The sequence below is a fragment of the Falsiroseomonas algicola genome, assembly GCF_011040385.1.
In the GTDB taxonomy this organism is placed as follows: Bacteria; Pseudomonadota; Alphaproteobacteria; order Acetobacterales; family Acetobacteraceae; genus Falsiroseomonas; species Falsiroseomonas algicola.
Window position 1 is genome coordinate 1 of sequence record NZ_JAAIKB010000014.1, and the last position, 26579, is coordinate 26579.

Sequence of the window (26579 nt, forward strand, 5' to 3'; positions counted from 1 at the left end):
ATCCTCAACGCCATCATCCGAACCGGAAAGCCATGGGACGCAAAACCCGCTTGACGACCAACACAGTCGCTCAGACGGCGGGCGCCGGCTCCGCCGGCTTGCCTGACGCGCCTACGCGCTGGGGCGCCTGGCCGCAAGGTCGCGCTGCGCGCGGGGGCCGCCGTGCGGCCCCAAAAAGAACTTCAGCGCCGCGCCGCCGCATGGTCCCAGTAGGTAAAGGTGAAATCCTGCTGCGCCCGCGCGCCCAGGTGGCAGCCGAAGCAGGAATTGAGCGGGATGTTCCGCCGCTGCCCCGCCCCGTCGAAGGCCGCGTATTCCCAATTGCCGTTGCGCTGGTCAGGCCCGTAGCCCTCGCCCCAGCCCGCCTCCTTCTGCTGCACGCCGATCGCGATCCAGCCGGGCTCCGGGATGAAGCGGCCCGAGGTATCCAGCAGCGGCCTGCCCTGCGCATCCAGCCGCGCGCGGGTATCCGCCATGATGATCAGCGTCCCCTCCGGCGCCGGCTGCCCGGCCCGCGTCGCCGCATAGGCTTCCGGGTTCACATACATGTGCCGGATGATCCTGCGGTCTTCCTTGTCCACCGTGGCGTAGCGGATGAAGCGGCCCTGCCAGTCCGCCGGCAACTCGATGTTGTGCGGCCCTGGCGTATAGGGCGCGCGCGGCTGCGCGCCCGCCCCCAACGCCACCAGCCCAAGCGCGACCGCACCGGCCAGCATCGAAACCCGCATGGAACGCTCCCCCTGACATTCTGTCAGGCCGCATCAGGCCATGCCGGGGGGCGCGCGGCCAACTATCCTTTCGGTCACCCCGTCAGTCGAAGGCCGGCACCTGGCGAGCCATGCCGCCATGCAGGTCCAGCATCCGCTGCCGCCAGGCCTCCACCGGGTCATCGGAGGCCAGCAGCCGGAAGGGGCTGACGCAGCGCGCCCATTGGAAGCAGCCCATCACGATGGAATCCGCATGCATCGCCGTGGCGCCGGACAGGAAGGGCTGCGCCCGCAGCACCATCCGCAAGGGGTGCAGCGCCTGGCGGAACGCCTCCACCCGCACCTCCCGGTCCGCCTGCGCCGCTTCCAGCGTCATGCCGAAGCGCTTCTCCCGGCTCGCGCGGAAATAGGCGCGGTCCTTCTCGTCGATCACCGCGTCGATGTCCGCCACCACCAGCCGCGCGATGCCCGGGATGACGACGGCGTCGGCGAAGGCATTGACGAAGCGCGCCAACGCGCGCCCGGGATCCGGGCCGAACAGGCTCGGCCGGTCGGGAAAGGCATCCTCCAGGTATTCCGCGATGGCCCAGCTGTCGGCCACCACGCGGTCGCCATCGATCAGCACCGGCACCTTGTCGCTGCCATGGCCGGCGATGACGTCCTTTTCCGTGAATCGCCAAGGCACGCCCTCGAAGTCCAGCCCCTTGGCGGCCAGCGCGTAGCGGATGCGCCAGCAATAGGGGCTGAAGCGCCGCGCCGGATCGGCGCCCGCCAATTCGTAGAGTCGCATGGCCATGGTCAGTTTCCCCCCTCCGTCTCGCCCAGCTCCGCAAGGCGGCGGGCGATCTCCCGCCGATCCTCGCCGGGCAGGGTGGCGCGCGCCCGCAGCGCCGCCACCAGCTCCGCCCGCCGTCCCTGCCGCGCCAGCATCGCCTCGAAGCGCGGCCGCCAGCCCGCGCCCAGCGCCTCATCCGTCAGGCGGACCAGTAGCGGCCGCGTCTCGGGCGGCGCCGCCCCCAGCAGCAGGAACAGCGTCCCCTCCTGCTGCGCCCTGCTGAGGCGCGGCAGCAGCGCCCGCAGGCCCGCCTCCCCCGCGGCTGTCCCTTCGGCCCGGAAAACGGCCAGCACCAGGGCAGGCCCGAAGCGGCCCGGTTCCGTCTCCGCCCGCCGTGTGAGCAGCGGCACCGCGTCGCGCGGCGACAGCACCGCCAGCAGCGCCAGCCGCGCCGTCAGCGCCTCGGTTACCGCCGGGCCGGCCGCCTCGGCCTCCCGCCGCAGCCGTCGCAGCGCCGTGTGCTGCGCCACCTGCGGCATCTGCGCGGCGACGGCGCCGATCTCCGGCACCCCGGCCAGCAGCAGCACGATGCGGTTCCGCGCCTCCTGCTCCGACGCCCAGTCCAGCAGGTCCAGCGCCGTGCCCAGGCTGCCGGCGCCGAGCGGCCGGGCCAGCGCGGCCGCCACGCGCGCCTCCTCCGGCGTCCAGCCCTCCGTCAGGTCACGCCGCCCGCGCATCGCGGCGGCGATCACTTCCGCCAGGGCGGGCTCCCGCCGCCGCGCCGCCCAGCCCAGCGCCTCCGCCAGCGCCGCCGGGCCGACCTGGCCGCCATCGGTCAGGAACCGCGCCGCCTCCTCCGCCCGATCCTCCGCCAGCGCCAGGCGCAGCCAGGCCTCGCCCGCCGCCGCGCCGTCGCCGCGATGGCGTTCCAGCAGCGCCATCCCGGGGCCGCCCCGCCCGCCGGCCATCGACAATTCGGCAAACAGGCGCAGCGCCCCCGGATCGGGCCGCGGGCCCTGCAACTCCCGCCGCAGCCGGTCCCAGGCCGGCTGGTCCTGCCCCACCTCCCGCAGCGCCACGGCCAATCCCCGCGCGCCTTCCGCGCTGTTCGGCGGACGGCCGAGCGCCAGCTCCGCCCATCGCCGCGCCGCCACGCGGTCACCGCGCGCCAGGGCGATCGCGGCCGCGATCTCCGGCCGCGCGGCCAGGCGCTGCGGGTCGATCCGGCGCAGCAGCTCCGGCCGCGGCGGCGCGCGCACCGCCTCCGCCAGCCTGGCGGGCAGGGAAGGGGGCCAGGCCTCCGCCGGCAGCAGCGCCGCCACCTCGAAGGCCTCCTCCAGCCGTCCTTCCCGCAGCGCCAGCTCCACCAGCAGCGCGCCGGCGCCGGAGGGCAGGCCATCGGTGGCGCGCAGCGCCAGCAGCCGCGCCAGCGCGGCACCGCCCCAGCCGGCCCGGGCCTCCGCCTGCGCCAGGGCGAAGGCGGTGGCGGGCTCCGCCTGGCGCGCGGGGGGCAGCCCCTCCAGCAGCATCAGCGCCAAATCGGGCCGGGCATCGCCCATCAGCACGCGGCGCAGCGCCTCCAGCAGGTCCGGCGCCTGCTGTCCGAGAGCCCCGCCCAGCGCCCGCAGGGCGAGGCCCGGATCGGGCAGCCGCATCGCCGCCTGCACCGTCCGCAGCGCCAGTTCCGGCGTCGGCTCCCGCACCAGCGCCTGCATCAGGCCGGAGACCGCGCCCGCGGCATCCCCGCCATCGATCCGCAGCGCCGCCAGCCGCAGCGCTTCCGCCTCCGTCGTCGCGCCGATGGCGGAAAGCCGTTCCAGCGCCGCCCGCGCCGCGGCCTGGTCGCCGAGGTCCGTGCGCAGCTCCATCGCCTCCCGCAGCGGCGCGGGCTCCCCGGTCAGCCCATGCAGCCGTTCCAGCGCGATGGCGAGCTGGAGGGGGCGGTGGGTGGTGCGCAGCTGCTCGGCCAGGCGGCGCAGCGCCTCCGCATCCATCGGCCGGGCGGCGGAGGCCCGTTCCAGGGAGGCCGCGGCCCGATCGGCCGGCGAGGGCGCGGCTTCCACGAAGCGGGCCGGGCGCGGCGGGCTGGGGGAGGGCAGCAGCGCCATGGCGCCGATCGCCGCCGCCGCGGCCACGGCGAAGGAAGCCGCGAAGCGCCGCCCGTCGCGGGGCGGCAGGCCCGTGGCATCGGCAGGGGGGGCGGCGCTGGCGGACATCGGTCCCGGATCGGTGGCAGGCCCGCAACACGTAACCGGGCGCCGGGCCGGCCGCCAGGGTGATCCGGGCCGCGCCGCGCCCTGGCGCGCCCGCCGCCTTCCCGATAAGCACTTGTTCATGCGACGATCACCGCCGGTCCGTGACGGACGGCGATCGGGGCAGGCGGTCGGGGCTCACATGAAGGCGACATCGGGGATGCTGGCGTGAAGATGCCGACCGCGTCGGCGGGCCGTCGCCGCGACCGGTTGCCGCCGGAGCCGCCCGCCGAGGAAGCGGCGCCGCGCCCGCGCCCCGTGCCCGCGCCGGAACCGCGCCCCGCGGAGCCGGTGATGGCGCCGCGCGGCATGCTCTCCGGCGCCGATCCCTGGGCCGCCCATGCCGCGATGGCGGGGCTGGAGGGGTCCGGCTCCCCCGTGGCCGCCCGCAACGCCGCCACCACCCCGCCGCCGCGCGCGACGCCGCTGATCCGTCCCGACCCCTCGCCCCGCCAGGCGCCGGCACCGCCCCCGGCGCCGCCACCTTCGCCCACGCCCCCGCGGCAGGCGCCCCCCCCAGCGGCGGCGCCCGCGCCGGAGCCGGAGGAAGGCCCCGCCCCGCGCCGGCGCCGCCTGCCCTGGTCCCGCGCGCCGAAGCCGGCGGAGGCGGCGGCCGACCGGTTGCGCGCGCTCACCGGCACGGCCCCGCGCCCGGCGCCCCCGCCCGCCGAACCGCGGCCTGCCACGCCGCCCGAACGGCCAGCCGACGCCGTCGAGGCGCCGTCCCGCGCGGCGGGTCCGGAACTGCCGCTCCGCCCCCTGCTCGAAGGCTTCGGCGCGCTGGCGGCGCTGCTGCTGCTCGACCTCGTGCTGCGGGGCAACGGCTTCGGCGGCTGGCCGGTCTCCCCCTTCGCGCTGCCCGTCCTCTATGTCGCGGCGCGTCACGGGCTGGTGCCGGGCCTCGCCGTGGCGTTGGCCGCCGGGTTGCTCCGCATCGGTATCGCGCTCTCCACCGAATCCTGGACCGCCAATGCCTGGGTGGAGCCCCTGGCCTGGCCCTGCGCCGCGCTGCTGGTCGGCTTCTTCACCGACCGCGCCCGCGCCCGGGCGGACGCCGCCGAGAAGGCGGCCGCCGGCGCGCTGGTGGACCGCGCCGCCATTGCCGAATCGAATGACCGCCTGGCCGCCCGCGCCCTCGAGCTCGATGCCCGCCTCGGCGCCCGGCTGCAGGCCGCGACGGCGGTGTTCGAGGCCTCCCGCGCCCTCGGCCATGGGACGGAGGGGGTGATCCGCGGCGCCACCGGCCTGCTGCGCGCCGCCACGGGATGCGCCGCCTGTTCCTTCTGGCTGGCGGAGGACCGCACCCTGCACCTCGTGGCGTCGGAGGGCTGGCCCGCGGATGCCACGCTCTCCCACCACTTCCTGCGCGGCCCGCTGCTCGATGCCATGGAACAGCGCCGCGGCGCCCTCCTCGTCACCCGCCCCTCGGACCGCCTGGCCCTGGGCGGGGAGGGGATCCTCGCTGCCCCGGTGCTCTCCCCCTGGGATGGCCTCGTGCTCGGCATGGTGAAGGTGGAGGATATCGGCTTCGCGGACCTCGCCCTGGATACGGTGGCGGCGCTGGAATCCGCCGCCGCCTGGCTCGGCGCGGCGCTCGCCGATGCCCGGGCGCGGGAGGCGGCGGATGCCGCCACCGCAGCCTCCGGCGGCGCCCTGCCCGGTGGCGGCATGATGGTGGCCGGGGAGGATGCTTCCCGCGCCATCGCCGCCATGACGGCGCTGGCGCGGCGCGTCGGCTTCGACCTGGCGCTGCTCTCGGCCGAGATCCCCGCCGGCCCCCGCGCCGCCTCGGCGCTGGAGGCGACGCGCGCGGCGATGGCGGAGGTCTTCCGCGGCTCCGACCTGCTGCTGGAGGCGCGGCTCGATGAGCGCCGCCTGTCCATCCTGCTGCCCGCCGCCGGGCTGGGTGGCGCGGAGGCCGCGGCGGCGCGGCTGCGCGCCCTGCTGGCGGAACGCGCGCCGGCCGCGACGCAGCAGGTCATCGTCGGCGTCGCGCAGCTGCATCACATGGGCCATGCCCAACCCCATGGCTGACCGGGCGGCTGACCGGCGCGTCCTGCCGCGCCCGGGGCTCGGGGAGGCGCGCGTCACGGAACGCCGCCAGGGCGAACGCCGCGCCTGGCCGCGCATTGCCGCACGCCCGGCCGCCCTGAAGGGTGCGGAGACCGCCTTCCTCCTCCTGCTCGGCATCGCGCTGGCGGAATCCCTGGTCGCGGCCGCGCTGCTGCTGGGCTGGCTCCATGGCGCGCTGCTGCTGCACATCCCGATCTGCCTCGCGCTGCTGCTGGCCCGGCGGATGGACCCGCCCCCCGCCGGCTGGCCCGGCGCCGTGCTGCGCATGACGATGGCGCTGCTGCCCGCGCTCGGCCCGCTGGCGGCGCTGGGGGGCGTGGTGGCCATGGTGATGGGCGCCCCGCGCGGCCTGCGCCTGCCCGAAGGCCCGGCGCCGGAAGACCCGCTGGAGGCGCGCCTCGCCGCCATCGCCGCCGCGCCCCAGGTGCCGGACGGCCTGCTGGTGGAAGCACTCGGCGATGTGCTGCATTGGGGCACGCCGACGCAGAAGGCCCGCGCGCTCGAGATGGCGCAGGACGCGCTGCGGCCGGGGGGCGAGGCGCTGCTGCGGGTGGCGCTGAGCGACCCCGATCCGGCGGTGCGCGACCGCGCGGAACAGGCCCGCCCCGCCGTGGAACGCCGGCTGCTGGCGCGGGCGGAGGTGCTGCGCGGCGCGGCCCGGGCCGGCCGCCTGGCCGATCGCCGCGCGCTGGCCAGGCACCTCGACCGCGCCGCCTTTTCCGGCCTGCTCGATCCCGCCCGCGCCGATGCCTGCCGGGCGGAAGCCGCGGGGGTGTGGCAGGCGATGGGGGAGGCGATGCCGGAGGATGCCGAGGCGCAGGCCGCGCTCGGGCGCGACCTGCTGGCGCTGGGCGACCTCGCCGCCGCGAGGCTGGCGCTGGAAAGCGCGCTGGCGCGCGGCGTCGCCAGCCCCGCCGTGATCGGCTGGCTGGCCGAATGCCTGTTCCGCCTGCGCGACTTCGCGGCGATGGATGCGCTGGTCGCCCGGTGGCGCCCGGTGCTGGAGGAGGAGGCCGCGGGTGTCGGCGTGCTGGCGGCTCCCTGGCGCCTCTGGCTGGCCGAGGGCGGCGCGGCGCCGGCGGCGCGGCGCGCATGAAGGGCGGTGCCGGCCTGGTGGCGGCGGGCGCCTGGATCGGCCCCTTCCTGGCGCTGGCGCTCGGGGGCGGGCTGCTGCAGCTGGCGGCAGGGCCTGCCGGTTTCGGCGCGCTCGGCATCGTCATTATCGCCGCGGTGCTGGCCGGGGTGCCGGCCGCCATGCTGGCCAGCTTCCGCGGCGCTGTGGCGGGGCCGGTGGGCGTTGCCTCCCTGGCCGGCGCCATCGGCGCGCTGGCGCTGCTGGCCGATCAGGGCGCCAGCCTCGGGCTCGCCACGATCGGGGGCCTGACCGCCGCGGGGCTGGTGGCGCTGTCGGTCGGGCTGGTCGCGGCGCGGATCAACGGAATTTCCCTGCTGTGGCCCGGGATTGTCGGCCTGGCCGCCGCCCTGGGTTGCGCGCTGGCAGGGCCATCGGGGCCGGGCGCGGCGCTGCTGGCGCTGGGGCTCGGTGCGACCTTGGCCGCCCTGCCGGGCACGGCTGCCGGCGCGCTGACCGGCACCAGGCTGCGCGCCGGCACCGCGCCCACCCTGGCTGGGATCGCCATCGGGCTGGCCGTGGTGGCCGGGCCGGGGACCGCTTTGCTGCGGGATGGCCCCGCCGCCGCGCTGGCCCTGGCGCCGCTGGTCGCCATGCCGGGCCTGGCGCTGGTGGCCACCATGCCGGGCACGCCCGGCCTGCCGCCGCTCCGCCTCGCCACCCTGCTGCTGCTGCTCCAGGCGATGGTGGTGGCGCTGGCGCTGGCGGCGGAAAGCGCGCCGGTCGCCGCCGGGCTGCTGCGGGCGGAGGACCTGCCCCTGTTCCGCGCCGCGCTGCTCGGCGCGGCCTTCCTGCCCGTCTTCGCCAGCCTGCTCGCCGTGCTGCTCCACCGCCGCGCTTTCGGCCGCGCGACGATGGCCGCGCTGCTGCTGGCGCTGGTCTCGGCGCTGGCCGCCCTGCTGGAAGCCGGCGCCGTGCTGCTGGCCGCGCCCCTGCTGGCGACGGCGCTGGCGGCCTGGATGGTGGCCCGCCTTGCATCCCCCCTGGTGGCGGAGGAAACCCCATGAGCGACTCCCTGCTGCTGGCCATCGACCAGGGCACCACCTCCACCAGGTCCATCCTGCACGGGCCGGACCTCGCCCCCCGGGCCGTGGCGCAGCAGGCGCTGCCGCAGCACTACCCGTCGCCCGGCTGGGTGGAGCATGAGCCGGAGGACATCTGGACCGCGACGCTCGCCACGATGCGCGAAGCCCTGGCCAAGGGCGGTGCGGCGGCCCGGCAGCTCGCCGGCATCGGCATCACCAACCAGCGGGAGACGACGCTGCTCTGGGACCGCGCCAGCGGCCGCGCCATCGCCCGCGCCATCGTCTGGCAGGACCGGCGGACGGCGGCGGATTGCGCGCGGCTGGTGGAGCAGGGCGCGGCGGCGCTGGTGACGGCGCGGACCGGGCTGCTCTGCGATCCCTATTTCTCCGCCACCAAGCTCGCCTGGCTGCTCGACAACGTCTCCGGCGCGCGGGCGGCGGCGGAGCGCGGCGACCTCGCCTTCGGCACCGTCGATTCCTTCCTGCTGTGGCGCCTGACCGGCGGCCGCGTGCATGCGACGGACGCGACCAATGCCGCGCGGACGATGCTGTTCGATATCCGCGCCGGCGACTGGGATGACGAATTGCTGCGCCTGTTCCGCATCCCCCGCGCCGTGCTGCCGCAGGTCAGGGACAACGCGGCCGAGTTCGGCACCACCGCGCCCGGGCTGCTCGACGCCGCCGTGCCCATCCGCGGCATGGCGGGCGACCAGCATGCGGCGATGCTCGGCCAGGCCTGCTTCGCGCCGGGGATGGTGAAATCCACCTACGGCACCGGCTGCTTCCTTCTGCTCAACACCGGCGATGTCGCGGTGGAGTCGAAGAACCGGCTGCTGACGACGCTGGCCTGGCAGCTGGGCGGACGTCGCACCTACGCGCTGGAAGGCGCCATCTTCATCGCCGGCGCCGCCGTCCAGTGGCTGCGCGACGGGCTGAAGATCATCGCGGACGCCGCGGAGAGCGGCACCCTCGCCGCCCAGGCGGACCCCGCCCAGCGCGTGCATTTCGTGCCCGCCTTCGTCGGCCTCGGCGCGCCGCATTGGGATGCGGAGGCCCGCGGCGCCATTCTCGGCCTGACCCGCGGCACAGGCCCCGCCGAGATCGCCCGCGCCGCGCTGGAATCCGTGGCCTTCCAGACCCGCGACCTGGTGGAGGCCATGCGCGCGGATTGGGGGAATGAGGGTCAGCCCGTGCTGCGAGTCGATGGCGGCATGACGGCGTCGGACTGGACCATGCAGTTCCTGGCCGACCTGCTCGGCGCGCCCGTCGATCGGCCGGAGGTGCAGGAGACGACGGCACTCGGCGCCGCCTATCTCGCCGGCCTCCAGGCCGGGCTGCTGCCGCCCCCCGGCCCCGCCGTCGCCCATTGGCGGCTGGAGCGCCGCTTCACGCCCCGCATGGCGCGCGCGGAGGCCGATGCGCTGCATGCGGGCTGGCAGGGCGCGGTGAAGCGCGTCCTCACGACATGACCAGACGCGTCGTCACGCGATGAGCCTCTACGAAAGCCTCGGCGTCACGCCGATCATCAACGCCGCCGGCACCAACACCCGCCTCTCCGGCGGCATGATGCATCCCGACATCCGCGCCGCCATGGCGGAGGCCGCGGATTGGTGCGTGGAGATGCATGACCTCCAGGCCGCAGCCTCCCGCGCCATCACGGAGGCGACGGGCGCCGAGGCCGGCATCGTGACCTCGGGCGCCGCCGCGGCGCTGACGCTCGGCGCCGCCGCCTGCGTCGCGCGCTTCGACGTGGCGCAGATGCATGGCGTGCCCATCCGCACCGACCGCGACCAGTTCGTCATGGCCCGCAGCCACCGCAACATGTACGACCGCGCCGTGCAGTCGGCGGGCTGCTGGATCGAGGAGGTCGGCATTCCCGACCGCTTCAGCGGCGCCGGCATCCGCGACGCCGATGCGGAGGATTTCGCCAGTGCCTTCGGCGCCCGCACCGCGGGGGTGCTCTGGGTGGCGCAGCCCTGGGCGGAGCCCGCGCTCGCAGATGTGGTGCGCGTCGCGCATGACGCGGGCCTGCCCGTGATGGTGGACGCCGCCGCGCAGCTGCCGCCGCGGGCCAATCTCCGCCGGTTCCTCGATGCGGGGGCGGACCTGGTCTGCTTCTCCGGCGGCAAGGCCATCGGCGGCCCGCAGGCCAGTGGCATCCTGGCGGGGCGGCGCGACCTGGTGGCCTCCGCGCTGCTGCAGATGCTGGACCTCGACCTGCCGCCCGCGCAATTCGCGCTGCCGCCGGAATTCGCCTGCGACGACGCGCCGAAGCAGCTGCCGCGCCACGGCATCGGCCGCGCCTGCAAGGCGGGGAAGGAGGAGATCGTCGGGCTGATCGTGGCGCTGCGCCGCTTCGTGGCGGAAGGCGATGCGCCCCAGGCCGCCCGCCTGCGCGCCGTGCTGGATCGCGTGCGCGCGCCGCTCGGCAATGCGCCCGGCGTGAGCATCACGGAGGGCCCCGTGCCGCTGCTGCTGCTGGCCATGGGCAGCCCCGCCGAGGCCCGTGCGGCGGAGGCGGCGCTGCGTGCGCGCCACATCCATATCGGCCAGGGCAGGCTGCGCGACGGCGTGCTGGTGGTGAACCCGCTGGCGCTGGCCGAGCGGGACATCGCCCCGCTCGGCCAGGCGCTGCGTCAGGTCTGCGGTCTTCTGGACCGCTGACCCGGCGCCCGCCAGAGGCGGGCGAGCGCCCGAACGGGCGCCGCCGCTTATGCGTCACGCCGCTGGCGTGCCTTTGGCACGACGAAGCCAAGGCGGCGGAGCCGCCGCCCGGCGTCTGAGGGCATGAAAATTCTCAGTCCGCGGTGACGCCCGCGGCCCGCGCAACCGGGCCCCACATCGCATCCTGGTCGCGGATGGTCTGCGCCAGTTCGGCCCGCGTCGATCCCACGGCCTCCGAGGCCAATTCCCGCAGCTTCGCCACCACGGCGGGATCGCGCGCGATGGCGATGGCGGCGGCTTCCAGCCGCGCGGCCAGATCCTCCGCCATGCCCTTCGGCCCCATCAGCGCCAGCCAGGTCTCGGCCTCGAAGCCCGGGATCGTCTCCGCCACCGTCGGCACATCCGGCGCCAGGGAGGATCGCGTCCGCGACGCGATGGCGAGTGCCCGCGCGCGTCCATCCCGCGTCGGCGGCAGGCCGGTGACGACGGTGTCGGTATAGACCTGGATGCGACCATTCAGCAGGTCAGGCAGCGCCGGCCCCGTGCCGCGGTAATGCACGATGGTGCAGTCGAGGTTGCCCAGCGCGCGCAGCAGCAGCATGTCCGCGAGGTGCTGCGTCGTGCCCGCCCCCGGCGTGCCGCAGGCGGCCGGCCTGCCCGCGCGCAGCCACTCCGCCAGTTCCGCGATATTGCGCGGCGGGAAGTCATTGGCCGCCAGGATCACCACGGGGATGGCCGCGAAGCGGCTGATCGGCGTGAAATCGGCCAGCGGATCGAATTGCATGGTCCGGTAGATGTGCCGGTTGATGACCAGCGGCCCCGCCGGGATCGATCCCAGCACGCTGCCATCCGGTGGCGCCCGCGCCACGATCTCCGCCGCCAGGTTGCCCCCCGCGCCCGCGCGGTTCTCCACCACCACTGGCCGGTTCAGCCGCGCCTGCAATTCCGTGCCGAGCACGCGCGTCAGCAGGTCGATCCCACCCCCCGGCGGGAAGCCGACGACGAGCCGGATCGGCGTGCCCTGCGGCTGCGCCATGGCGGGAAGGGCCGCGGCGCAGAGGGCCAGCGCCGCCATCACGATGCGCTTCATCGCCTCAGCCCCCCGCCACGCCCTGCGTGTTGACGTAGAGTGAATACAGCGAATGCGCCGCCGCCATGAACAGCCGGTTCCGGTGCCGCCCGCCGAAGCAGACATTGGCGCAGCGCTCCGGCAAATCGATGAAGCCGATCGGCGCGCCGGCGCTGTTGAACACCTTCACCCCATCAAGCCCCGGCCCGCCCATGCCCCAGCCGCACCAGAGATTTCCTTCAATATCCACGCGGAAGCCGTCCGGCGTCTCGCCGGGCTCGGTGCGGATGAAGACGCGCTTGTTGGCCAGCGTCTCCCCCTTCACGTCATAGGCCAGGATGTTGCGCGGATCGGACCGCGATTCCACGACATAGAGCACGCTTTCATCCGGGCTGAAGGCCAGCCCGTTCGGATGGTCCACATCGTCGCAGACGCAGGTGATCGCCCCGGTCTGCCCATCCACGCGATAGACGTTGGTATGCGGATGCTCCGGCGTGAATTTCTCGCCTTCGTAGAAGCCGCCGATGCCGAAGGGCGGGTCGGTGAACCAGATGCTGCCATCCGACTTCACCACCACGTCGTTCGGGCTGTTGAGCTTCTTGCCCTGGTAGCTGTCGGCGATGACGGTGATGCTGCCGTCATACTCGTGCCGCACCACGCGGCGGCCGAGATGCTCGCAGGCCACGATCCGCCCCTGCCGGTCCCGCGTGTGCCCGTTCGCGTTGTTGGACGGCTTGCGGAAATGCGTCACCGCGCCCGTCTCCTCATCCCAGCGCAGCACGCGGTTGTTCGGGATGTCCGACCACAGCAGGCAGCGCTGGTCGCCGAGCCAGACCGGCCCCTCGCCCCATCGGCTGCCGGTCCAGAGCCGCTCCACGCTGGCGAGTGGCAGGCGCAGCCGGTTGAAGGAGGGATCGAGCGACCGCACGGTGGGGTCGGGGTAGCGCAGGCTTTCCTGCCAGCTCATCGGGGCGTCTCCTGTCCCGGCATCTTGGCGCCGGGCTTCCTCCCGCCCATGCTGCCCCGATCGAGGCGGGAGGGGAACATGGGCAACTGGCCGGCGCGCATCACCGACGAGGCGATGCTGGAAGAGGTGATGTCCCGCCCGGACCCGGCGCTGGTGGCCGACCTCGCGAAGGTCCCCGGCGACATCCTGGTGCTCGGCGCCGCCGGCAAGATGGGCCCAACCCTCTGCCGCCTGGCGAAGCGCGCCGACCCCGCGCGGCGCGTCATCGCCGTCGCGCGCTGGTCGGAACCAGGCCTGCGGGAGCGCATGGAATCCTGGGGCATCGAATGCCTCACAGCCGAGCTGCTGGACGATGCCGCGCTGGCCGCGCTGCCCGATGCCCCCAACGTCGTCTTCATGGCCGCCCGGAAGTTCGGCAGCACGGGGAACGAGGCGCTGACCTGGGCCATGAATGTCCAACTGCCGGCCCGCGTCGCGGCGCGCTGGGCGTCGTCCCGCATCGTCTTCTTCTCCACCGGCAATGTCCTGCCGATGTGGCCCGTGAACGGGCCGGCACCGGATGAGGATGCGGCGCCATCGCCGATCGGGGATTACGCGGCCAGCTGCCTCGGCCGCGAACGCGCCTTCCAGCACGCGGCGGCCAGCCGCGGCACGCCCTGCTTCGGCATCCGCCTGAACTACGCCATCGATTGCCGCTACGGCGTGATCCACGACATCGCGACGAAGGTCTGGCACGGCACGCCGGTGCCGCTCGCCATGGGTCACGCGAATGTCATCTGGCAAGGCGACGCCAATGCCTGGACGCTGCGCGCGCTTTCCCGCGCGGACGCCAGCTGCCCCATCCTCAACGTGACGGGGCCGGAGACCGTCTCCATCCGCTGGCTCGCGCAGCAGCTCGGGGCCCGCATGGACCGCACGCCGGAGTTCAGCGGAGAGGAATCGCCGACCGCGCTCCTCTCCAACGCCGCCCGCGCCTTCGCCAGTTTCGGCTATCCGACCGTGCCCCTGCTGACGCTGATCGACTGGGTCGCGGATTGGGTCGCCGCCGGCGGCCGCGCGCTGGGCAAGGCCACCAAGTTCGAGGTCCGGGATGGGCGCTTCTAGGCCCCCGCTGTCGGCGCGGGCCACCGCGACCCGCCAGCGCATCCTCGACGCCGCCCTGGTGGAATTCGCGGAAAAGGGCCTGGCGGGATCGCGCGTGGATGAGATCGCGGCCCGCGCCGGCGCCAACAAGCGCATGCTCTACGCCCATTTCGGCAGCAAGGAGGAACTGTGGCTGGTGGTGCTGGAAGGCGCCTATGCCGCGAAGCGGGAGGAGGAGCGGCAGCTCGACGTCGCCAGCCTGCCGCCGGCCGAGGCCATGACGCGCCTCGTCGCCTTCAACCTGCGCTACACCAGCCGCCATCCTGAATTCGTCGCCCTGCTGAACCAGGAGAACCTCCACCGCGCCGCCTATCTCCGCCGGTCGGAAGACGTGCCCGCGCTCTATTCCCCGATGCTGGAGGCGCTGAAGGCCGTGCTGGAGCGCGGCGCGCGGGAAGGCGTGTTCCGCGCCGGCGTCGATGCGATGCAGCTCTACATCTCCATCCTCGGCCTCGGCCATTTCTACGTGGCGAACCGCCACACGCTGTCCACCATCTTCCACACGCCGCTCGACACCGAAGCCGCCATCGCGGCGCGGGAGGCCCACATCTCCGAGGTGGTGCTGGGCTTCCTGCGGCCTTGACCGCGGCGCCATCCCGCCGGTAAGTAACCACCCAGTTACCTGGGAGGGGACGGGCGTGGGACTGCGGTGGCAGGACTGGCCGGCAGGCATGGTGGATCGGCTGCGCGCGGGCTGCGCCATCCCGGCCCATCCGCTGGCGCTGAACGCGAAGCGGGAGATGGATCCGCGCCGCCAGAAGGCGCTGTCCCGCTACTACCTGGCCGCGGGCTCGGGCGGCCTCGCGGTCGGCGTCCACACCACGCAATTCGCCATCCGCGATGTCGGGCTCTATGAACCCGTGCTGACCATCGCGGCGGAGGCCGCTTCGGAAGTGCAGTCCCAGCCCGTGCTGGTGGCCGGCGCCATCGGCCGGACGGAGCAGGCGGTGAGGGAGGCGCGGATCGCGCGCGGCCTCGGCTATCACGCCGTCCTGCTAGGCCTTGCCGCCTTCAAGGGCGCCAGCGAGGACGAGATCATCGCGCATTGCCGCACCGTCGCGGAGGAGATGCCGATCTTCGGCTTCTACCTGCAGCCCGCCGTCGGCGGCGTGCCGCTTTCCGCGGCGTTCTGGAAGCGCTTCGCCCTGATCGAGAACGTCATCGCCATCAAGATGGCGCCCTTCAACCGCTACGCCACGCTGGATGTGCTGCGCGGCGTGCTGGAGGCCGGCGCGGCTTCGCGCATCGCGCTCTACACCGGGAATGACGACCACATCGTGGGCGACCTGCTGACGCCCTTCGCGCTGCGCGTCACAGGCTGCGAGGCGCCGCTGCGCGTGGTCGGCGGGCTGCTCGGCCACTGGTCGGTCTGGACCCAGGCCGCGGTGCGCCTGCAGCAGGAATGCGCCGCCGCTTCCGGCGGCCCCATCCCCGCTAACCTGCTGGCGAAGGACGCGCAGGTGACGGAGATGAACGCCGCCATCTTCGACACCGCCAACGCCTTCGCCGGCTGCATCCCCGGCTGCCATGAGGTGCTGCGCCGCCAGGGCCTGCTGGAAGGGACCTGGTGCCTCGACCCGCATGAGGATCTCTCCCCAGGCCAGGCGGAACTGATCTCCGCCGCCGCGCTGCGCTACCCCGAACTCACGGACGACGATTTCGTCCGCGCCAATCTCAACACCTGGCTCTCCTGAAGGAACCGACGACAATGGCGGAACGCCGCATCGGCATGATCATGAACGGCGTCACCGGGCGCATGGGCATGAACCAGCACCTCATCCGTTCCATCGCGGCCATCCGGAAGGATGGTGGCGTGATGCTGAAGAACGGCGACCGCGTGATGCCCGACCCCATCCTGGTCGGCCGCAACAAGGAGAAGCTGGAAGCGCTGGCCAAGGCCCATGGCATCAATCGCGTCTCCACCGACATCGACGCCTGCCTGGCCGATCCCAACGACACGCTGTTCTTCGATGCCGCCACGACGCAGCTGCGCGCCGGCCTGCTGACCAAGGCGATCGAGGCCGGCAAGGACATCTATTGCGAGAAGCCGACCGCCGACAGCCTGGCCGACGCCATGGCCGTCGCGCGCCTCGCCAAGCAGAAGGGCATCAAGGCCGGCGTGGTGCAGGACAAGCTGTTCCTGCCCGGCCTGCGCAAGCTGAAGATGGTGATCGATAGCGGCTTCCTCGGCCGCATCTGCTCCGTGAAGGGCGAGTTCGGCTACTGGGTGTTCGAGGGCGATCTCCAGCCCACGCAGCGCCCGTCCTGGAACTACAAGAAGGCCGAGGGCGGCGGCATCATCCTCGACATGCTCTGCCACTGGCGCTACGTGCTGGACAACCTCTTCGGCGAGGTCGAGGCCGTGTCCTGCCTCGGCGCCACGCATATCCCGACGCGCATCGACGAAAGCGGCAAGCCCTACACGGCGGACACCGACGATGCCGCCTATGCCACCTTCCAGCTCGCGGGCGGCGTCGTCGCGCACATCAATTCCAGCTGGGTCACGCGCGTCCGCCGCGACGACCTCGTCACCTTCCAGGTCGATGGCACGCATGGCTCCGCCGTGGCGGGCCTGCAGAAGTGCTGGACGCAGAGCCGCGTGAACACGCCGAAGCCCGTCTGGAACCCCGACATCCCGCAGCCCATCAACTTCTACGAGGGCTGGCAGGAAGTCCCCGACGTCGAGCCCTACCCCAACGGCTTCCGCGTGCAGTGGGAACTCTTCTTCCGTTACCTCGCCGGCGAAGTCGCAACCTACCCGTGGGACCTGCTGGCCGGCGCCAAGGGCGTGCAACTCGCCGAAGCCGGCCTGCAGAGCTGGGCGGAGCGCCGCTGGATCGACCTGCCGAAGCTGGAGGTCTAAGCGATGCCGACCATCACGCTCCCCGATGAGCAGGGCGGCCTGACGCCCTTCACCCTCAGCGCGCCGCGCAACTTCCCGAAGGCCACGCCGCCCTTCCCGCGCGTGGCGCTGGCGGCGGCGCATGTCGTCGCCGATACGCGCGCGGAGCAGGACCCCTGGCTCGACGCGAAGATCGACTGGGACCGCACCATCGCCTTCCGGAAACATCTCTGGTCGCTGGGCCTGGGTGTCGCGGAGGCGATGGATACCGCCCAGCGCGGCATGGGCCTCGACTGGATCGCCGCGCAGGAACTCATCCGCCGCTCGCTCGATGCGATGAAGGACGTGCCCGGCGCGGTGATGGCGTCTGGCGCCGGCACCGACCACCTCGCCCCCGGCCCCGACGTCACGGTGGATGACGTCATCCGCGCCTATGAGGAGCAGTGCGAGGCGGTGGAGGCCATGGGCGGCCGCATCATCCTCATGGCCTCCCGCGCCCTCGCCAAGGCCGCGAAGTCCCCGGCCGACTACGAACGCGTCTATGCCCGCGTGCTGTCGCAGGTGAAGCAGCCCGTGATCATCCACTGGCTCGGCGAGATGTTCGACCCCGCGCTGGAAGGCTATTGGGGCAACCACGACCACATGCAGGCGATGGAGACGGCGCTCGCCGTCATCCACGCCCATGCCGACAAGGTCGATGGCGTGAAGATCTCCCTGCTGGACGACAGGAAGGAGATTACCATGCGCCGCCGCCTGCCCAAGGGCGTGCGCATGTACACCGGCGACGACTTCAACTACGCCGAACTCATCGCGGGCGATGACCAGGGCTATTCCGACGCGCTGCTCGGCATCTTCGACCCCATCGCCCCCGCGGTTGGCGGCGCGCTGGCCTCGCTCTCGCGCAACGACCTTGCCACCTTCCACGACATCCTGGCGCCGACCGTGCCGCTGTCGCGCCACATCTTCAAGGCGCCGACACGCTTCTACAAGACCGGCGTCGTCTTCATGGCTTGGCTCAACGGCCACCAGGACCATTTCGTCATGGTCGGCGGCCAGCAATCCACGCGCAGCATCCGCCATTTCTCGGAGCTCTTCCGCCTGGCCGACAAGGCCGGCCTGCTGCGGGACCCGGAAATGGCGGCTTCCCGCATGCGCACGCTGCTCGCGCTGCACGGGGTCGCGTGATGGAACTCTCGCTCAACACCGTCACGGTGAAGGAGAAATGGGGCCTCGCCGATTGCATCGAGGGCTGCGCCCGCCACGGCATCCCCGGCATCGCCCCCTGGCGTGACGTGCTGCACGCCATGGGCGTCGATGCTGCCGCGAAGCGCATCCGCGATGCGGGCCTGACGGTCACCGGCCTCTGCCGCGGCGGCATGTTCCCCGCCGCCGATGCCGCCGGCCGCGCCGCGGCCATCGAGGATAATCGCCGCGCCATCGCCGAAGCACACGCGCTCGGCGCGCGCTGCCTCGTCATGGTCTGCGGCGGCCTGCCGCCGGGATCGAAGGACCTGCCCGGCGCCCGCGCCCAGGTGCGGGATGGCCTGCACGCCATCATGGCCGATGCCCGCGCCGCCGGCGTCACCATCGCGCTCGAGCCCCTGCATCCCATGACCTGCGCGGATCGCAGCGTGCTCTCCACGCTCGGACAGGCGCTCGACCTCTGCGACGAACTCGGGGCGGGCACGGGCGTCGCGCTCGATGTCTATCACGTCTGGTGGGACCCCGACCTCGCGCGCCAGGTGACGCGCGCGGGAAGCCGCATCGCTGCCTTCCATGTCTGCGACTGGAAGGCGCCGACCACCGACCTCGTCTTCGACCGCGGCATCCCCGGCGAGGGCGTGATCGACATCCCCGCCATCCGCGCCATGGTCGTGGAGGCCGGCTACAGCGGCAACTACGCGGAGGTCGAGATCCTCTCCAAGGCCTGGTGGGCCAGGGACCCGGAAGAGGTCCTGCCCCTGCTGAAGGAACGCAACCTCAGCGCCGTCTGACACTGAAGAAACCCCGGGAGAAGAAACAACCATGATCCGCCTGACGCGACGTCACCTGGCTGCCGCGGTCCTCGCCGCACCCTTCCTCCCGGGCGCCGCACGCGCCCAGGCCTGGACGCCAAACCGCCCCATCCGCTTCGTCGTGCCTTTCCCGCCGGGCGGCGCGACCGATGTCGTCGCGCGCGTGCTGGGCGAGCGTCTGCAGGACCGCCTCGGCCAGCCCGTGACGGTGGAGAACCGCACCGGCGCCGGCGGCAACCTCGGCGTGGAGAACGTGGTCCGCAGCGCGCCGGATGGCTACACGATCCTCATGGGCACGACGGGCACGCTGACCATCAACCCGCATCTCTACAGCAGCATGGCCTTCAACCCCGCGACGGACCTGGCGCCCATCGCCATGGCCTTCGCCACCGACCATGTGCTGATCGTGAACCCCACCGTCCCCGCCCAGACCGCGCAGGAATTCATCGCGCTGCTGCGCGCGCGGCCCAATGCGCTGTCCTACGGCTCCGGCGGCAGCGGCAGCTCCACGCATCTCGTGCCGGAACTCTTCAAGCTCGTCGCGCGCGTGGAGATGCAGCACGTCCCCTATCGCGGCAGCGCGCCCGCGCTGAACGACACGGTCGCGGGCACGGTGCAGGTGATGCTGGACCAGCTTCCCTCCGCGCTCGGCATGATCCAGGGCGGGCGCGTCCGTGCGCTGGCCGTCACCGGCCCGCGCCGTTCCTCTCTGCTGCCCGATGTGCCGACGCTGGCGGAGATCGGCCTGCCGGAGGCGCAGGCCACCAGCTGGGGCGCCGTCATGGCCCCCGCCGGCACGCCCGCCCCGATCGTCGATCGCTACAACGGCCTGCTGCGGGAGATCCTGGCCGACGCGACCGTGCAGCAGCGCCTGGCTGCCGCGGGCGCCGATGCCGTCTTCTCCACGCCCACGGACCTCGCCGCCACCATGCGGTCGGAATCGGAGAAGTGGAGCCGCGTCATCCGCGAGGCCCGGATCACGGTGAACTGAGCCTGCCCATGCAAGCGCGCCCCTGGCCCTGGATCCTCGCCCTCGCCGCCATCGTCGTGGCGACGGCGGGCGTCCTGCTGGCCATGGGGCGCGTGCCGATCTGCGAATGCGGCACGGTGAAGCTGTGGCATGGGGAGGTCGTCAGCAGCGAGAACTCCCAGCACCTGACCGACTGGTACACGCCATCCCACATCGTGCACGGCATGCTCTTCTACGCCGCCGGGCATTTCCTGATGCGCCGCTTCGGCCTGATGCCGCGCCTCGTCGTCGCGACCATCCTCGAAGCCGCCTGGGAGATCGCGGAGAACACCGACGCCGTCATCCAGCGCTATCGCGAGGCGACCATCGCCCTCGACTATTTCGGCGACAGCGTCATCAATTCCGTCAGCGACATCGGCGCGATGTGGCTGGGCTTCCTGATCGCAGCCAGGCTTCCGGCCTGGGCCACCGTCGCGCTGGCGCTCGCCTTCGAGATCGGCGTGGCGCTGGTCATCCGCGACAACCTCACGCTCAACGTGCTGATGCTGATCTGGCCGCTGGACAGCGTGAAGGCCTGGCAGGAAGGCGCGTGACTCAGGTCCGCGTCGCGTTGTCCCGCGCGATCGTCGCCACCAGGATCAGCGCCACGCGGTCGCTGCCGGGCGGATTGGCGCGGAGCCGGATCTCCATCACCAGCGGGCCGTTGCGCGGCCTGATCTGGTAGCGCTCCTCCCGCGCGCCGCCGCCCGGTGCTTCGTTCGCCGGCACCAGCAGCGGCGCGACGGGCCCGCCCTCGCTCGCCACGCGCTCCATGGCCTGCCCCAGCAGGGCGGCCGCGTGGTTCCCATCCGCATAAGGCGCCACAACCGTGCAGCCGGCGCCGCCTTCGACCACCGCGACGAAGAAGGGCCGGCCCGCGGCGCGCCACACCTCCCGCCGGAAGGGCGCGGCAGGCGTCGCCCCCTCCGGCGTCGGCGTGAAGCCATCCGCCTTCAGCCGTTCCGTCATCACCGCCGGCCGTCCGACGCCGCCCATGCAGTAATGCGCGAAGCCCGCCATGCTGAGGTCGGCCGCGAGCCGCAGCCGTTCCGCCGGCAAATCCGACACCACCGCGGGCTTCGGTGGCGGCGCGGCGCAGCCCGCCAGCAGCAGCGCCGCCAGAGCGCGTCTCACGGCCAGGCGGCCTTCGGCATCGCCTCCATCGCCGCCGTATCGGGCTCCTCCGTCGCGCCCAGTCCAGGCACGTCGAGGCTGGTCAGGTCCAGCATCCCCTCCCGGATCGCCAGCCGCGGCCCGCGCGACGTGTCGGCATAGAGCGTCGGATGCGCCTCCATGAACCGCACCGCCTCCGCCTTCGGGCGGCCATTGAAGCCATCGATGAAGTGGTGGCCGTTGCGCTCGACATGCGGCAGCCCGAGCAGCGAGATCAGCGCCAGGTCCTGCTGCACGCAGACCCCCGCCAGCGTCGTCAGATCCTCCGCCGACATGAAGTAGCGCTCGCGCCCTTCCTCCGCGTTCCAGGCGCGGCAGCGCGCCAGGTTCACGAGGCTGCGCCAGACGCCCTTGCACGCCTTGCTGGAAACGCCCGCATAGCCCAGCGCGCGTCCCGTCACGAAGGCATCCAGCGGGCCGTCGCTTTCGTCGATGATCACCGGCCGTTCGGCGGCGAGCACAGCCATCCCCGTCTCCAGCGCCCGCGCGCGCTTCACCGGCTGCTCGATGTAGAGGATCGAGGCGCAGAGCTTCGCAAGCCGCGGCTCCGCCTGCATCGCCCGCCACAGCGCCAGCGCGCCCTCCGCATCCTCATACTGCTCGTTGCCGTCGAGGCTGGCGTGATAGCCGCCATGCAGCCGGTCCAGCACGGAAGCGATGCGTGACAGGCGCTCCACATCGGCGGCGACGTTGCCGCCGACCTTCAGCTTCCAGTAGCGGTGCCGGTAGCCCGCGACGATTTCCTCGAGTGTCTCCGGCAGCCCGTCATCCACGCGGCTGTCCTGGTCCGACGCCGTGATGGGGTCCACCAGCCCCACCGTGTGCCGCGCATGCACCTGCTTCAGGGGCGAAAGCCCCGACAGCATCGCCGGAACATCGAAACCGGCGAGGTCGGGGGCCACGGCATGTGCTGCCATGCCGCCAATATTGGCGCGCATGCCGGTCCAGAAGGACACGCCCTTCGCCTTCAGCACCGCATCCAGCATGGCGCGGTCCAGCAGCGCGCGGCCGTAGCTTGCCACCAGCGGGTTCAGCAATTCCTCGCCGGCCGCCTTCGTCACCTCCGCATAGCTGTCGGCAAAATGGCCGAAGGCGGTATTGGCGCCGGCGGCGAGCGTCGCTTCCGTCGCGATCTCGATCGCGCGGCGCAGCTGGTGCTCGTTCTGCGCGTCGCTCAGGGCGGGGTTCTTGTCGAACCACTTGGCGGCCAGCGTCTCCGCCGCGATGCCCCAATGTTCCGTCCCATCCTCCAGCCGGATGCGCGCGCGGATCACGGCCTGGCGGCCCTGCGTCACGGTGATGACGCCGAAGCGGAAGGGCAGGCGCAGCGTGAAGGGCCATTCGAAGCGCTGCGTCTCCAGCAGCGTGAAGCGGGGCGCGGTCATGCCATCATCTCCTCGATGCCGCGCAGGTAGCCGATGGCGCGGGCGGCGCTGGTCGGGCCGTCGGGATGGTAGTCGAAGGGCTCCACCGCGCAGAAGCCGGCGTAGCGCGCATCCCGCAGCGCAGCCAGCACCGGCCCGAAGCGATCCCCGCCCTGGCCGGGGCCGCGGCGGTTGCGGTCGTTCAGATGCACATGCGCGATCCAGCCGGTGGGGACGAGGCGCCGCAGCAGCACCGCCGCTTCCTCCGTCTCGCCATTTCCCGCCGCGCTGACGTCGAGCATCGTCTTCAGACCCGGCACATCCAGCCGCGCGACGATCTCCACTGCCTCCTCGACGGTGCGCGCCCAGTTCGTCTGCCCCGCATCCAGCGGTTCCAGGCAATAGGTCAGGCCGTTCTGCGCGGCCCAGGCGCCGGCCTTGGCCATCGCCTCCTCCGCCCGCCCTGCATCGCCATCGGCGGCGACATGCCGCTGCTTCGGCGACCCGTGCACCAGCAAGGTCGCGCCGAGGTCGGCCGCGAGTTCCACCAGCCCCTGCATGACATCCAGGGTGCGGGCGCGCACCGCGCTCTCCGCCGTGGTGATCGACAGCCCCGCCGGCGCCACCAGCAGCCAGTGGAGCGAGGTGATGGGCGCGCCCGCCTCCGCCGCGATGCGCCGCAGCTCCGCGCGCCGCGCGGCCGGAATGCGATGCGGCGCCTCCGCATCCAGCGTGAAGGGCGCGACCTCCAGCCCGTCATAGCCGAGCGCGGCGGCGAGCCGCGCCTGCTGCTCGAAGGGCAGCCCCGCGACGACTTCGTTGCAGAGCGAGATGCGCATGCGTCAGTCGATCTCCACCACGCGACCCTCATGCGCGGAACGCCGCGCCGCGTCCAGTATCCGCAGCGGCAGCACGCCGCCTTCATGCAGGTCGGGCCCCTGCGGGATGCGCGTCTCCATGGCGTGGAGAAAAGCCTCCAGCTCCGCCGCCACCACGCCGACCGGGTCCAGTGACCCGGCGCCCAGATCCTCCGTGGGGCCGAAGTCGGGCATCCAGGCGCCGCCCGCGCCCGGCACATGGCGCCCGCGCCGCAGGCGCAGCGTCTCCGCCATGAAATCAACCTCCGCCAGCGCGGCGCTGCCCGCCACGGCCAGCAGCTTGCGCGTCTCCGCCCCCGGCACCACGGCATCCGCGTGTTCGCCGGGCAGCACGCAGCCCGCCTCGATCATCGCGGTGGCGCCGGAGGGGAAGACCAGCTGCATCACCGCCAGGTCCTCCCGCCCCCGTCCTAGCGGATCCGACAGCGTGGCGAAGACGCGGGCCGGGGCCTCGCCGGCGATCCAGGGGATCAGGTCCGCGAAATGCACGGCATCGTTCAGCAGCGCGCCCGAATCACCCCGCGCACGCTTCAGCCCGGACATGCGGGCCGAGAGGTGATGGAGGCGACCGAAGCCACCCTCCCGCGCCAGGCGGTGCAGCGCCCGCGCCTTGGGATGGAAGCGGAAGAAAAGGCCCAGCTGAACGATGCGCCCCGCTGCCAGCGCATGCAGTGCCGCGGATTGCTCGGCGGTCTCGGTCGCCGGCTTTTCCAGGAACAGGTCGCGCCCCGCCCGCAGCACGGCCTCCGCCAGGGCCACATGCGTCGCCGGTGGCGTCGCGATGATGACGGCGTCGCTGGCCGCCAGCCCCTCCTCCAGCCGCGTGACGAAACGCGTGCCGGGCGGCGCCAGGGCGCGCATGGCGGCATCGGGTTCATGCACCAGCGCGTCCCGTTCGAGCCGCGCCAGCGCCGCCAGGTGCACCCGCCCGAAAGCCCCACATCCCAGGAGAAGCAGCCGCGCCATGCGCCATCTCCGCAGGCGCCGCGCCGCGGGTCAAGCGCTTGACCCCGCCCCTGCCGCGCGCGAGCCTTCGTGCCATGCCCGCCTTCCGCGACGCGACGGATGCCGACCTGCCCCGTGCCGCGGCGCTCTCCGCCCGCATCGGCTGGAACCAGGTGCAGGCCGATTGGCGGCACTTCCTGCATCACGGCGCGGTGCGCGTGCTGGATGACGGCGACGCCGATTGCCTGGCCGCCAGCGCGGCGCTGCTGCCCTTCGACGACCGCCTCGCCTGGATCTCCATGGTGCTGGTGCGGCCCGACCGGCGGCGAGAGGGGCTGGCGACATCGCTCATGCGCTGGGCGATCGACCATCCCGCCGCGCCGCGCTGTCTCGCGCTCGATGCCACGCCGGCGGGCAGGGAGGTCTATGGGCGCCTCGGCTTCGAGGACCTCTTCGGCTTCGCCCGCTGGACGCTGCCCGCTCTGCCGGTGGCGCCGGGATGCCGGCCGCTCCTGGATGCCGACTGGGACTGGATCCTGCCGCTCGACGGCCAGGTCTTCGGCGCGCCACGCGCCACGCTGCTGCGCGGCTTCGCGCAGCGCCTGCCGGCAGCCGCCTTCGTCCTGCCGGACGGCCGCGGCTTCGTGCTGGCGCGGGATGGGCTGCGCGCGCCGCAGATCGGCCCGGTCGTCGCGCCGGATCAGGATGGCGCCCTCGCGCTCATCGCCACCGCTCGCGCCGCACTCGGGCGCGATGCGGTGATCGATCTCGCGGATGCCGCCACGCGCATCGCGGCATCGATCACGCAGGCGGGCGGGGAGAGACTGCGTCCCTTCACCCGCATGGCGCGAGGCGCGATGCCCTCCGCGCTTCCTGAACAAAACTTCGTCTTTGCAGGGCCGGAGTTCGGTTGACGCCGCGCGCGGGCTGGCCTCACCATCCAGGTAACCGGTGGGTTACCCATGAGAACCGGAGGGGAGAACGGACCGATGAGCCTCACTCGCAGGACGCTTCTGGCCACGACGGGCGGCGTGCTCGCCGCGCCCGCGCTTGTCAGCGCCCAAGGCAGCAGCTGGCGCCCGGACAGGCCCGTGACGATCATCGTCCCCTGGGCTGCCGGCGGCAGCACGGACCAGATGGCGCGCATCGTGGCGGCCGAGCTTGAAGCGGCACTCGGCCAGCGCTTCGTCGTGGTGAACCAGCCCGGCGCCTCCGGCTCCATCGGCACGCGCAACGCGCTGGAAGCGGCGAAGGATGGCATGACCTGGGCGGCCGGCGCCGCCGTCGATGTCGGCTGCTACAAGGTGCTCGGCCTGCTGGACACGCAGTTGCAGGACTGGAACCTGTTCTTCGCCGTCGCCAATGTGAACATCCTGGTCGCCAATCCCCGCGCCGGCATCGCCGATTTCGGCGCGGCGATGGAGGCCTTCCGCACGCGCGGCGCCTCCATGGCCGTGGCCACGGCCGGCGTCTCCTCCGCCGGCCACAACATGATGTCCGCCATCAAGGCCGCGACGCGCATCGACTATCGCCACGCCACCTATGATGGCGGCAACCCCGCCATGATCGCGACCGTCAGCGGCGAGACGCCGATGGGCGCCGTGCTGCTGGTGGAAGCGGCGGAGATGATCCGCGCGCGCCGCCTGATCCCGCTGGCGGTGCAGGCGGAACAGCCCGTCACGCTTCAGGGCGTGGGCGAGCTTCCCTCCATCAAGCGCTGGCTGCCGGACATCCCGGCGCCGATGAACTATTTCGGCGTCTGGTGCCCGAAGGGCGTGCCGCAGAATGTCGTCGACACGGTCGGCCAGGTCTGGCGCGACAGGATCAAGGACAGCCAGCGCCTGAAGGACTACGCCGCGCAGCGCGCCGCCGTCTTCACGCCGATCGCCGGCCAGGAAGCGCATGACGAGGCCTGGAAGATGGTCCGCCAGACCGCCTGGCTCTACTTCGATGGCGGAACCGCGCGCGTCAGCCCCGACACGCTCGGGATCCAGCGGCTTTGAGCGGCGCGCCCGAAACTGCGGAATCGCCGTTCTCGGGTGATCGCGCACCGCTGCCGCCGCGGGTGGATCTCTACACCGCGGCGGTGCTGCTGGCCTTCGGGCTCGCGGTCATCTCGCTCGCCTGGTCCATGCCGACCTTCGTGGAGCAGTCGCATACCGGCCTGACCGCGCCCGGCATCGTGCCGGGCTTCCATGGGCTGGTGATCACCTTCCTCGCGGTGCTGCTGGCACTGCGGGCGGTGCGCCGCGGGGCGCTGCAGCCCAGCGCCACGCAGGGCCGCGCGCTGGCGCCGGGCGATGCGCGGCAGCTTGGGACGGCGGCCTTCCTCGGCGTGCTCTATGCGGGGTTCCTGATCGGCACGCTGCCCTTCTGGATGGCAGCCGCGCTCTTCGTCTTCGCCTTCACCGCCGCCTTCGAATGGGATGCGGGGCCCGAGGGCCGCGTGCGGCGCCTGATCGAGGCCGCCGTTCTCGGCATCGGCACGGGCATCGCCGTGACGCTGGTCTTCGAACGCATCTTCCTCGTGCGGCTGCCCTAGGAAA

The 26579-nt window shown here is 73.0% G+C and carries 25 protein-coding genes; 16 read left to right on the plus strand and 9 right to left on the minus strand.

Annotated elements, in window-relative coordinates; genetic code table 11:
• Nucleotides 1–182: 182 nt before the first annotated feature.
• The 3 genes from G3576_RS24825 to G3576_RS24835 all read right to left on the minus strand — a co-directional run bounded on the left by G3576_RS24825 (nucleotide 183) and on the right by G3576_RS24835 (nucleotide 3698).
• Nucleotides 183–728 (minus strand): cytochrome P460 family protein, encoded by a 546-nt coding sequence (locus tag G3576_RS24825; RefSeq protein WP_164697181.1) that lies wholly within the window; start codon nucleotides 726–728, stop codon nucleotides 183–185.
• Between the two features lie 82 nt (nucleotides 729–810).
• Entirely contained in the window at nucleotides 811–1503 is a 693-nt protein-coding gene (locus G3576_RS24830; RefSeq protein WP_164697182.1) for a glutathione S-transferase family protein, read from the minus strand.
• A gap of 2 nt (nucleotides 1504–1505) precedes the next feature.
• Nucleotides 1506–3698, minus strand: coding sequence for a hypothetical protein (locus G3576_RS24835; protein WP_164697183.1), 2193 nt, complete (start codon nucleotides 3696–3698; stop codon nucleotides 1506–1508).
• 204 nt (nucleotides 3699–3902) lie between these two features.
• On the opposite strand from G3576_RS24835, the gene G3576_RS24840 reads away from it, so the two are divergent.
• Genes G3576_RS24840 through G3576_RS24860 form a run of 5 tightly spaced genes read left to right on the plus strand, consistent with a single transcriptional unit; the run spans nucleotide 3903 to nucleotide 10628 of the window.
• Nucleotides 3903–5768, plus strand: coding sequence for a hypothetical protein (locus tag G3576_RS24840; protein ID WP_164697184.1), 1866 nt, complete (start codon nucleotides 3903–3905; stop codon nucleotides 5766–5768).
• A complete protein-coding gene (locus G3576_RS24845) occupies nucleotides 5761–6903 on the plus strand; it encodes a hypothetical protein (RefSeq protein ID WP_164697185.1) in 1143 nt (380 codons plus the stop codon). Before G3576_RS24840 ends, G3576_RS24845 begins: the two co-directional genes overlap by 8 nt.
• Nucleotides 6900–7946, plus strand: coding sequence for a hypothetical protein (locus tag G3576_RS24850; RefSeq protein ID WP_164697186.1), 1047 nt, complete (start codon nucleotides 6900–6902; stop codon nucleotides 7944–7946). Before G3576_RS24845 ends, G3576_RS24850 begins: the two co-directional genes overlap by 4 nt.
• Nucleotides 7943–9433 carry a glycerol kinase GlpK gene (glpK, locus tag G3576_RS24855; RefSeq protein WP_164697187.1) on the plus strand — a complete coding sequence of 497 codons (1491 nt, stop codon included), beginning with the start codon at nucleotides 7943–7945 and terminating at the stop codon, nucleotides 9431–9433. Before G3576_RS24850 ends, glpK begins: the two co-directional genes overlap by 4 nt.
• Nucleotides 9434–9452: 19 nt before the next feature.
• Nucleotides 9453–10628, plus strand: a complete 1176-nt coding sequence (locus tag G3576_RS24860; RefSeq protein ID WP_164697188.1) for a selenocysteine synthase — start codon at nucleotides 9453–9455, stop codon at nucleotides 10626–10628.
• Nucleotides 10629–10761: 133 nt separating this feature from the next.
• Here G3576_RS24860 and G3576_RS24865 read toward each other — a convergent pair whose 3' ends face one another.
• Both G3576_RS24865 and G3576_RS24870 read right to left on the minus strand, forming a co-directional pair.
• Nucleotides 10762–11718 (minus strand): Bug family tripartite tricarboxylate transporter substrate binding protein, encoded by a 957-nt coding sequence (locus G3576_RS24865; protein ID WP_164697189.1) that lies wholly within the window; start codon nucleotides 11716–11718, stop codon nucleotides 10762–10764.
• 4 nt (nucleotides 11719–11722) lie between these two features.
• Nucleotides 11723–12664, minus strand: coding sequence for an SMP-30/gluconolactonase/LRE family protein (locus G3576_RS24870; protein ID WP_164697190.1), 942 nt, complete (start codon nucleotides 12662–12664; stop codon nucleotides 11723–11725).
• 78 nt (nucleotides 12665–12742) lie between these two features.
• On the opposite strand from G3576_RS24870, the gene G3576_RS24875 reads away from it, so the two are divergent.
• The 8 genes from G3576_RS24875 to G3576_RS24910 are packed head-to-tail and all read left to right on the plus strand — an operon-like array spanning nucleotide 12743 to nucleotide 20227.
• Entirely contained in the window at nucleotides 12743–13768 is a 1026-nt protein-coding gene (locus G3576_RS24875; RefSeq protein ID WP_164697191.1) for an NAD-dependent epimerase/dehydratase family protein, read from the plus strand.
• The gene (locus G3576_RS24880) at nucleotides 13755–14390 is read left to right on the plus strand and encodes a TetR/AcrR family transcriptional regulator (RefSeq protein ID WP_164697192.1); all 636 of its coding nucleotides are present in this window, start codon (nucleotides 13755–13757) and stop codon (nucleotides 14388–14390) included. The genes G3576_RS24875 and G3576_RS24880 overlap by 14 nt, the downstream gene beginning before the upstream one ends.
• 55 nt (nucleotides 14391–14445) lie before the next feature.
• On the plus strand, nucleotides 14446–15501 hold the full coding sequence (locus tag G3576_RS24885) for a dihydrodipicolinate synthase family protein (protein ID WP_328729768.1): 1056 nt from the start codon (nucleotides 14446–14448) through the stop codon (nucleotides 15499–15501).
• 14 nt (nucleotides 15502–15515) lie between these two features.
• A complete protein-coding gene (locus tag G3576_RS24890) occupies nucleotides 15516–16670 on the plus strand; it encodes a Gfo/Idh/MocA family protein (protein WP_164697193.1) in 1155 nt (384 codons plus the stop codon).
• A 3-nt stretch (nucleotides 16671–16673) separates the two neighbouring features.
• On the plus strand, nucleotides 16674–17834 hold the full coding sequence (locus tag G3576_RS24895; RefSeq protein WP_164697194.1) for a dihydrodipicolinate synthase family protein: 1161 nt from the start codon (nucleotides 16674–16676) through the stop codon (nucleotides 17832–17834).
• Nucleotides 17834–18643 carry a sugar phosphate isomerase/epimerase family protein gene (locus G3576_RS24900; RefSeq protein ID WP_164697195.1) on the plus strand — a complete coding sequence of 270 codons (810 nt, stop codon included), beginning with the start codon at nucleotides 17834–17836 and terminating at the stop codon, nucleotides 18641–18643. The genes G3576_RS24895 and G3576_RS24900 overlap by 1 nt, the downstream gene beginning before the upstream one ends.
• A 31-nt stretch (nucleotides 18644–18674) precedes the next feature.
• Entirely contained in the window at nucleotides 18675–19655 is a 981-nt protein-coding gene (locus G3576_RS24905) for a Bug family tripartite tricarboxylate transporter substrate binding protein (RefSeq protein WP_207623032.1), read from the plus strand.
• Between the two features lie 8 nt (nucleotides 19656–19663).
• Nucleotides 19664–20227, plus strand: coding sequence for a DUF2585 domain-containing protein (locus G3576_RS24910; RefSeq protein ID WP_164697196.1), 564 nt, complete (start codon nucleotides 19664–19666; stop codon nucleotides 20225–20227).
• Nucleotide 20228: 1 nt separating this feature from the next.
• On the opposite strand, the gene G3576_RS24915 is transcribed toward G3576_RS24910, so the two are convergent.
• Genes G3576_RS24915 through G3576_RS24930 form a run of 4 tightly spaced genes read right to left on the minus strand, consistent with a single transcriptional unit; the run spans nucleotide 20229 to nucleotide 24054 of the window.
• Entirely contained in the window at nucleotides 20229–20807 is a 579-nt protein-coding gene (locus tag G3576_RS24915) for a hypothetical protein (RefSeq protein WP_164697197.1), read from the minus strand.
• On the minus strand, nucleotides 20804–22231 hold the full coding sequence (locus tag G3576_RS24920; protein ID WP_164697198.1) for an enolase-like domain-containing protein: 1428 nt from the start codon (nucleotides 22229–22231) through the stop codon (nucleotides 20804–20806). The genes G3576_RS24915 and G3576_RS24920 overlap by 4 nt, the downstream gene beginning before the upstream one ends.
• Nucleotides 22228–23049 (minus strand): sugar phosphate isomerase/epimerase family protein, encoded by an 822-nt coding sequence (locus tag G3576_RS24925; protein WP_164697199.1) that lies wholly within the window; start codon nucleotides 23047–23049, stop codon nucleotides 22228–22230. Before G3576_RS24925 ends, G3576_RS24920 begins: the two co-directional genes overlap by 4 nt.
• Before the next feature lie 3 nt (nucleotides 23050–23052).
• The gene (locus tag G3576_RS24930) at nucleotides 23053–24054 is read right to left on the minus strand and encodes a Gfo/Idh/MocA family protein (protein ID WP_164697200.1); all 1002 of its coding nucleotides are present in this window, start codon (nucleotides 24052–24054) and stop codon (nucleotides 23053–23055) included.
• Nucleotides 24055–24128: 74 nt separating this feature from the next.
• Here G3576_RS24930 and G3576_RS24935 point away from each other — a divergent pair, with 74 nt between their 5' ends.
• The 3 genes from G3576_RS24935 (at nucleotide 24129) to G3576_RS24945 (ending at nucleotide 26575) form a co-directional block, all read left to right on the plus strand.
• Complete coding sequence (locus tag G3576_RS24935; RefSeq protein WP_164697201.1) at nucleotides 24129–24947, plus strand: GNAT family N-acetyltransferase; 819 nt, start codon at nucleotides 24129–24131, stop codon at nucleotides 24945–24947.
• 75 nt (nucleotides 24948–25022) lie between these two features.
• Nucleotides 25023–26036 carry a Bug family tripartite tricarboxylate transporter substrate binding protein gene (locus G3576_RS24940; RefSeq protein WP_164697202.1) on the plus strand — a complete coding sequence of 338 codons (1014 nt, stop codon included), beginning with the start codon at nucleotides 25023–25025 and terminating at the stop codon, nucleotides 26034–26036.
• Nucleotides 26033–26575 carry a tripartite tricarboxylate transporter TctB family protein gene (locus G3576_RS24945; protein WP_164697203.1) on the plus strand — a complete coding sequence of 181 codons (543 nt, stop codon included), beginning with the start codon at nucleotides 26033–26035 and terminating at the stop codon, nucleotides 26573–26575. Before G3576_RS24940 ends, G3576_RS24945 begins: the two co-directional genes overlap by 4 nt.
• Nucleotides 26576–26579 lie beyond the last annotated feature (4 nt).

Coding starts and splice junctions, on each gene's coding strand:
- G3576_RS24870 (WP_164697190.1), bottom strand. CDS start 12,664: ATGAGCTGGCAGGAAAGCCTGCGCTACCCCGACCCCACCGTGCGGTCG.
- G3576_RS24825 (WP_164697181.1), bottom strand. CDS start 728: ATGCGGGTTTCGATGCTGGCCGGTGCGGTCGCGCTTGGGCTGGTGGCG.
- G3576_RS24900 (WP_164697195.1), top strand. CDS start 17,834: ATGGAACTCTCGCTCAACACCGTCACGGTGAAGGAGAAATGGGGCCTC.
- G3576_RS24930 (WP_164697200.1), bottom strand. CDS start 24,054: ATGGCGCGGCTGCTTCTCCTGGGATGTGGGGCTTTCGGGCGGGTGCAC.
- G3576_RS24940 (WP_164697202.1), top strand. CDS start 25,023: ATGAGCCTCACTCGCAGGACGCTTCTGGCCACGACGGGCGGCGTGCTC.
- glpK (WP_164697187.1), top strand. CDS start 7,943: ATGAGCGACTCCCTGCTGCTGGCCATCGACCAGGGCACCACCTCCACC.
- G3576_RS24910 (WP_164697196.1), top strand. CDS start 19,664: ATGCAAGCGCGCCCCTGGCCCTGGATCCTCGCCCTCGCCGCCATCGTC.
- G3576_RS24835 (WP_164697183.1), bottom strand. CDS start 3,698: ATGTCCGCCAGCGCCGCCCCCCCTGCCGATGCCACGGGCCTGCCGCCC.
- G3576_RS24935 (WP_164697201.1), top strand. CDS start 24,129: ATGCCCGCCTTCCGCGACGCGACGGATGCCGACCTGCCCCGTGCCGCG.
- G3576_RS24875 (WP_164697191.1), top strand. CDS start 12,743: ATGGGCAACTGGCCGGCGCGCATCACCGACGAGGCGATGCTGGAAGAG.
- G3576_RS24850 (WP_164697186.1), top strand. CDS start 6,900: ATGAAGGGCGGTGCCGGCCTGGTGGCGGCGGGCGCCTGGATCGGCCCC.
- G3576_RS24860 (WP_164697188.1), top strand. CDS start 9,453: ATGAGCCTCTACGAAAGCCTCGGCGTCACGCCGATCATCAACGCCGCC.
- G3576_RS24905 (WP_207623032.1), top strand. CDS start 18,675: ATGATCCGCCTGACGCGACGTCACCTGGCTGCCGCGGTCCTCGCCGCA.
- G3576_RS24895 (WP_164697194.1), top strand. CDS start 16,674: ATGCCGACCATCACGCTCCCCGATGAGCAGGGCGGCCTGACGCCCTTC.
- G3576_RS24865 (WP_164697189.1), bottom strand. CDS start 11,718: ATGAAGCGCATCGTGATGGCGGCGCTGGCCCTCTGCGCCGCGGCCCTT.
- G3576_RS24830 (WP_164697182.1), bottom strand. CDS start 1,503: ATGGCCATGCGACTCTACGAATTGGCGGGCGCCGATCCGGCGCGGCGC.
- G3576_RS24880 (WP_164697192.1), top strand. CDS start 13,755: ATGGGCGCTTCTAGGCCCCCGCTGTCGGCGCGGGCCACCGCGACCCGC.
- G3576_RS24845 (WP_164697185.1), top strand. CDS start 5,761: ATGGCTGACCGGGCGGCTGACCGGCGCGTCCTGCCGCGCCCGGGGCTC.
- G3576_RS24925 (WP_164697199.1), bottom strand. CDS start 23,049: ATGCGCATCTCGCTCTGCAACGAAGTCGTCGCGGGGCTGCCCTTCGAG.
- G3576_RS24920 (WP_164697198.1), bottom strand. CDS start 22,231: ATGACCGCGCCCCGCTTCACGCTGCTGGAGACGCAGCGCTTCGAATGG.
- G3576_RS24890 (WP_164697193.1), top strand. CDS start 15,516: ATGGCGGAACGCCGCATCGGCATGATCATGAACGGCGTCACCGGGCGC.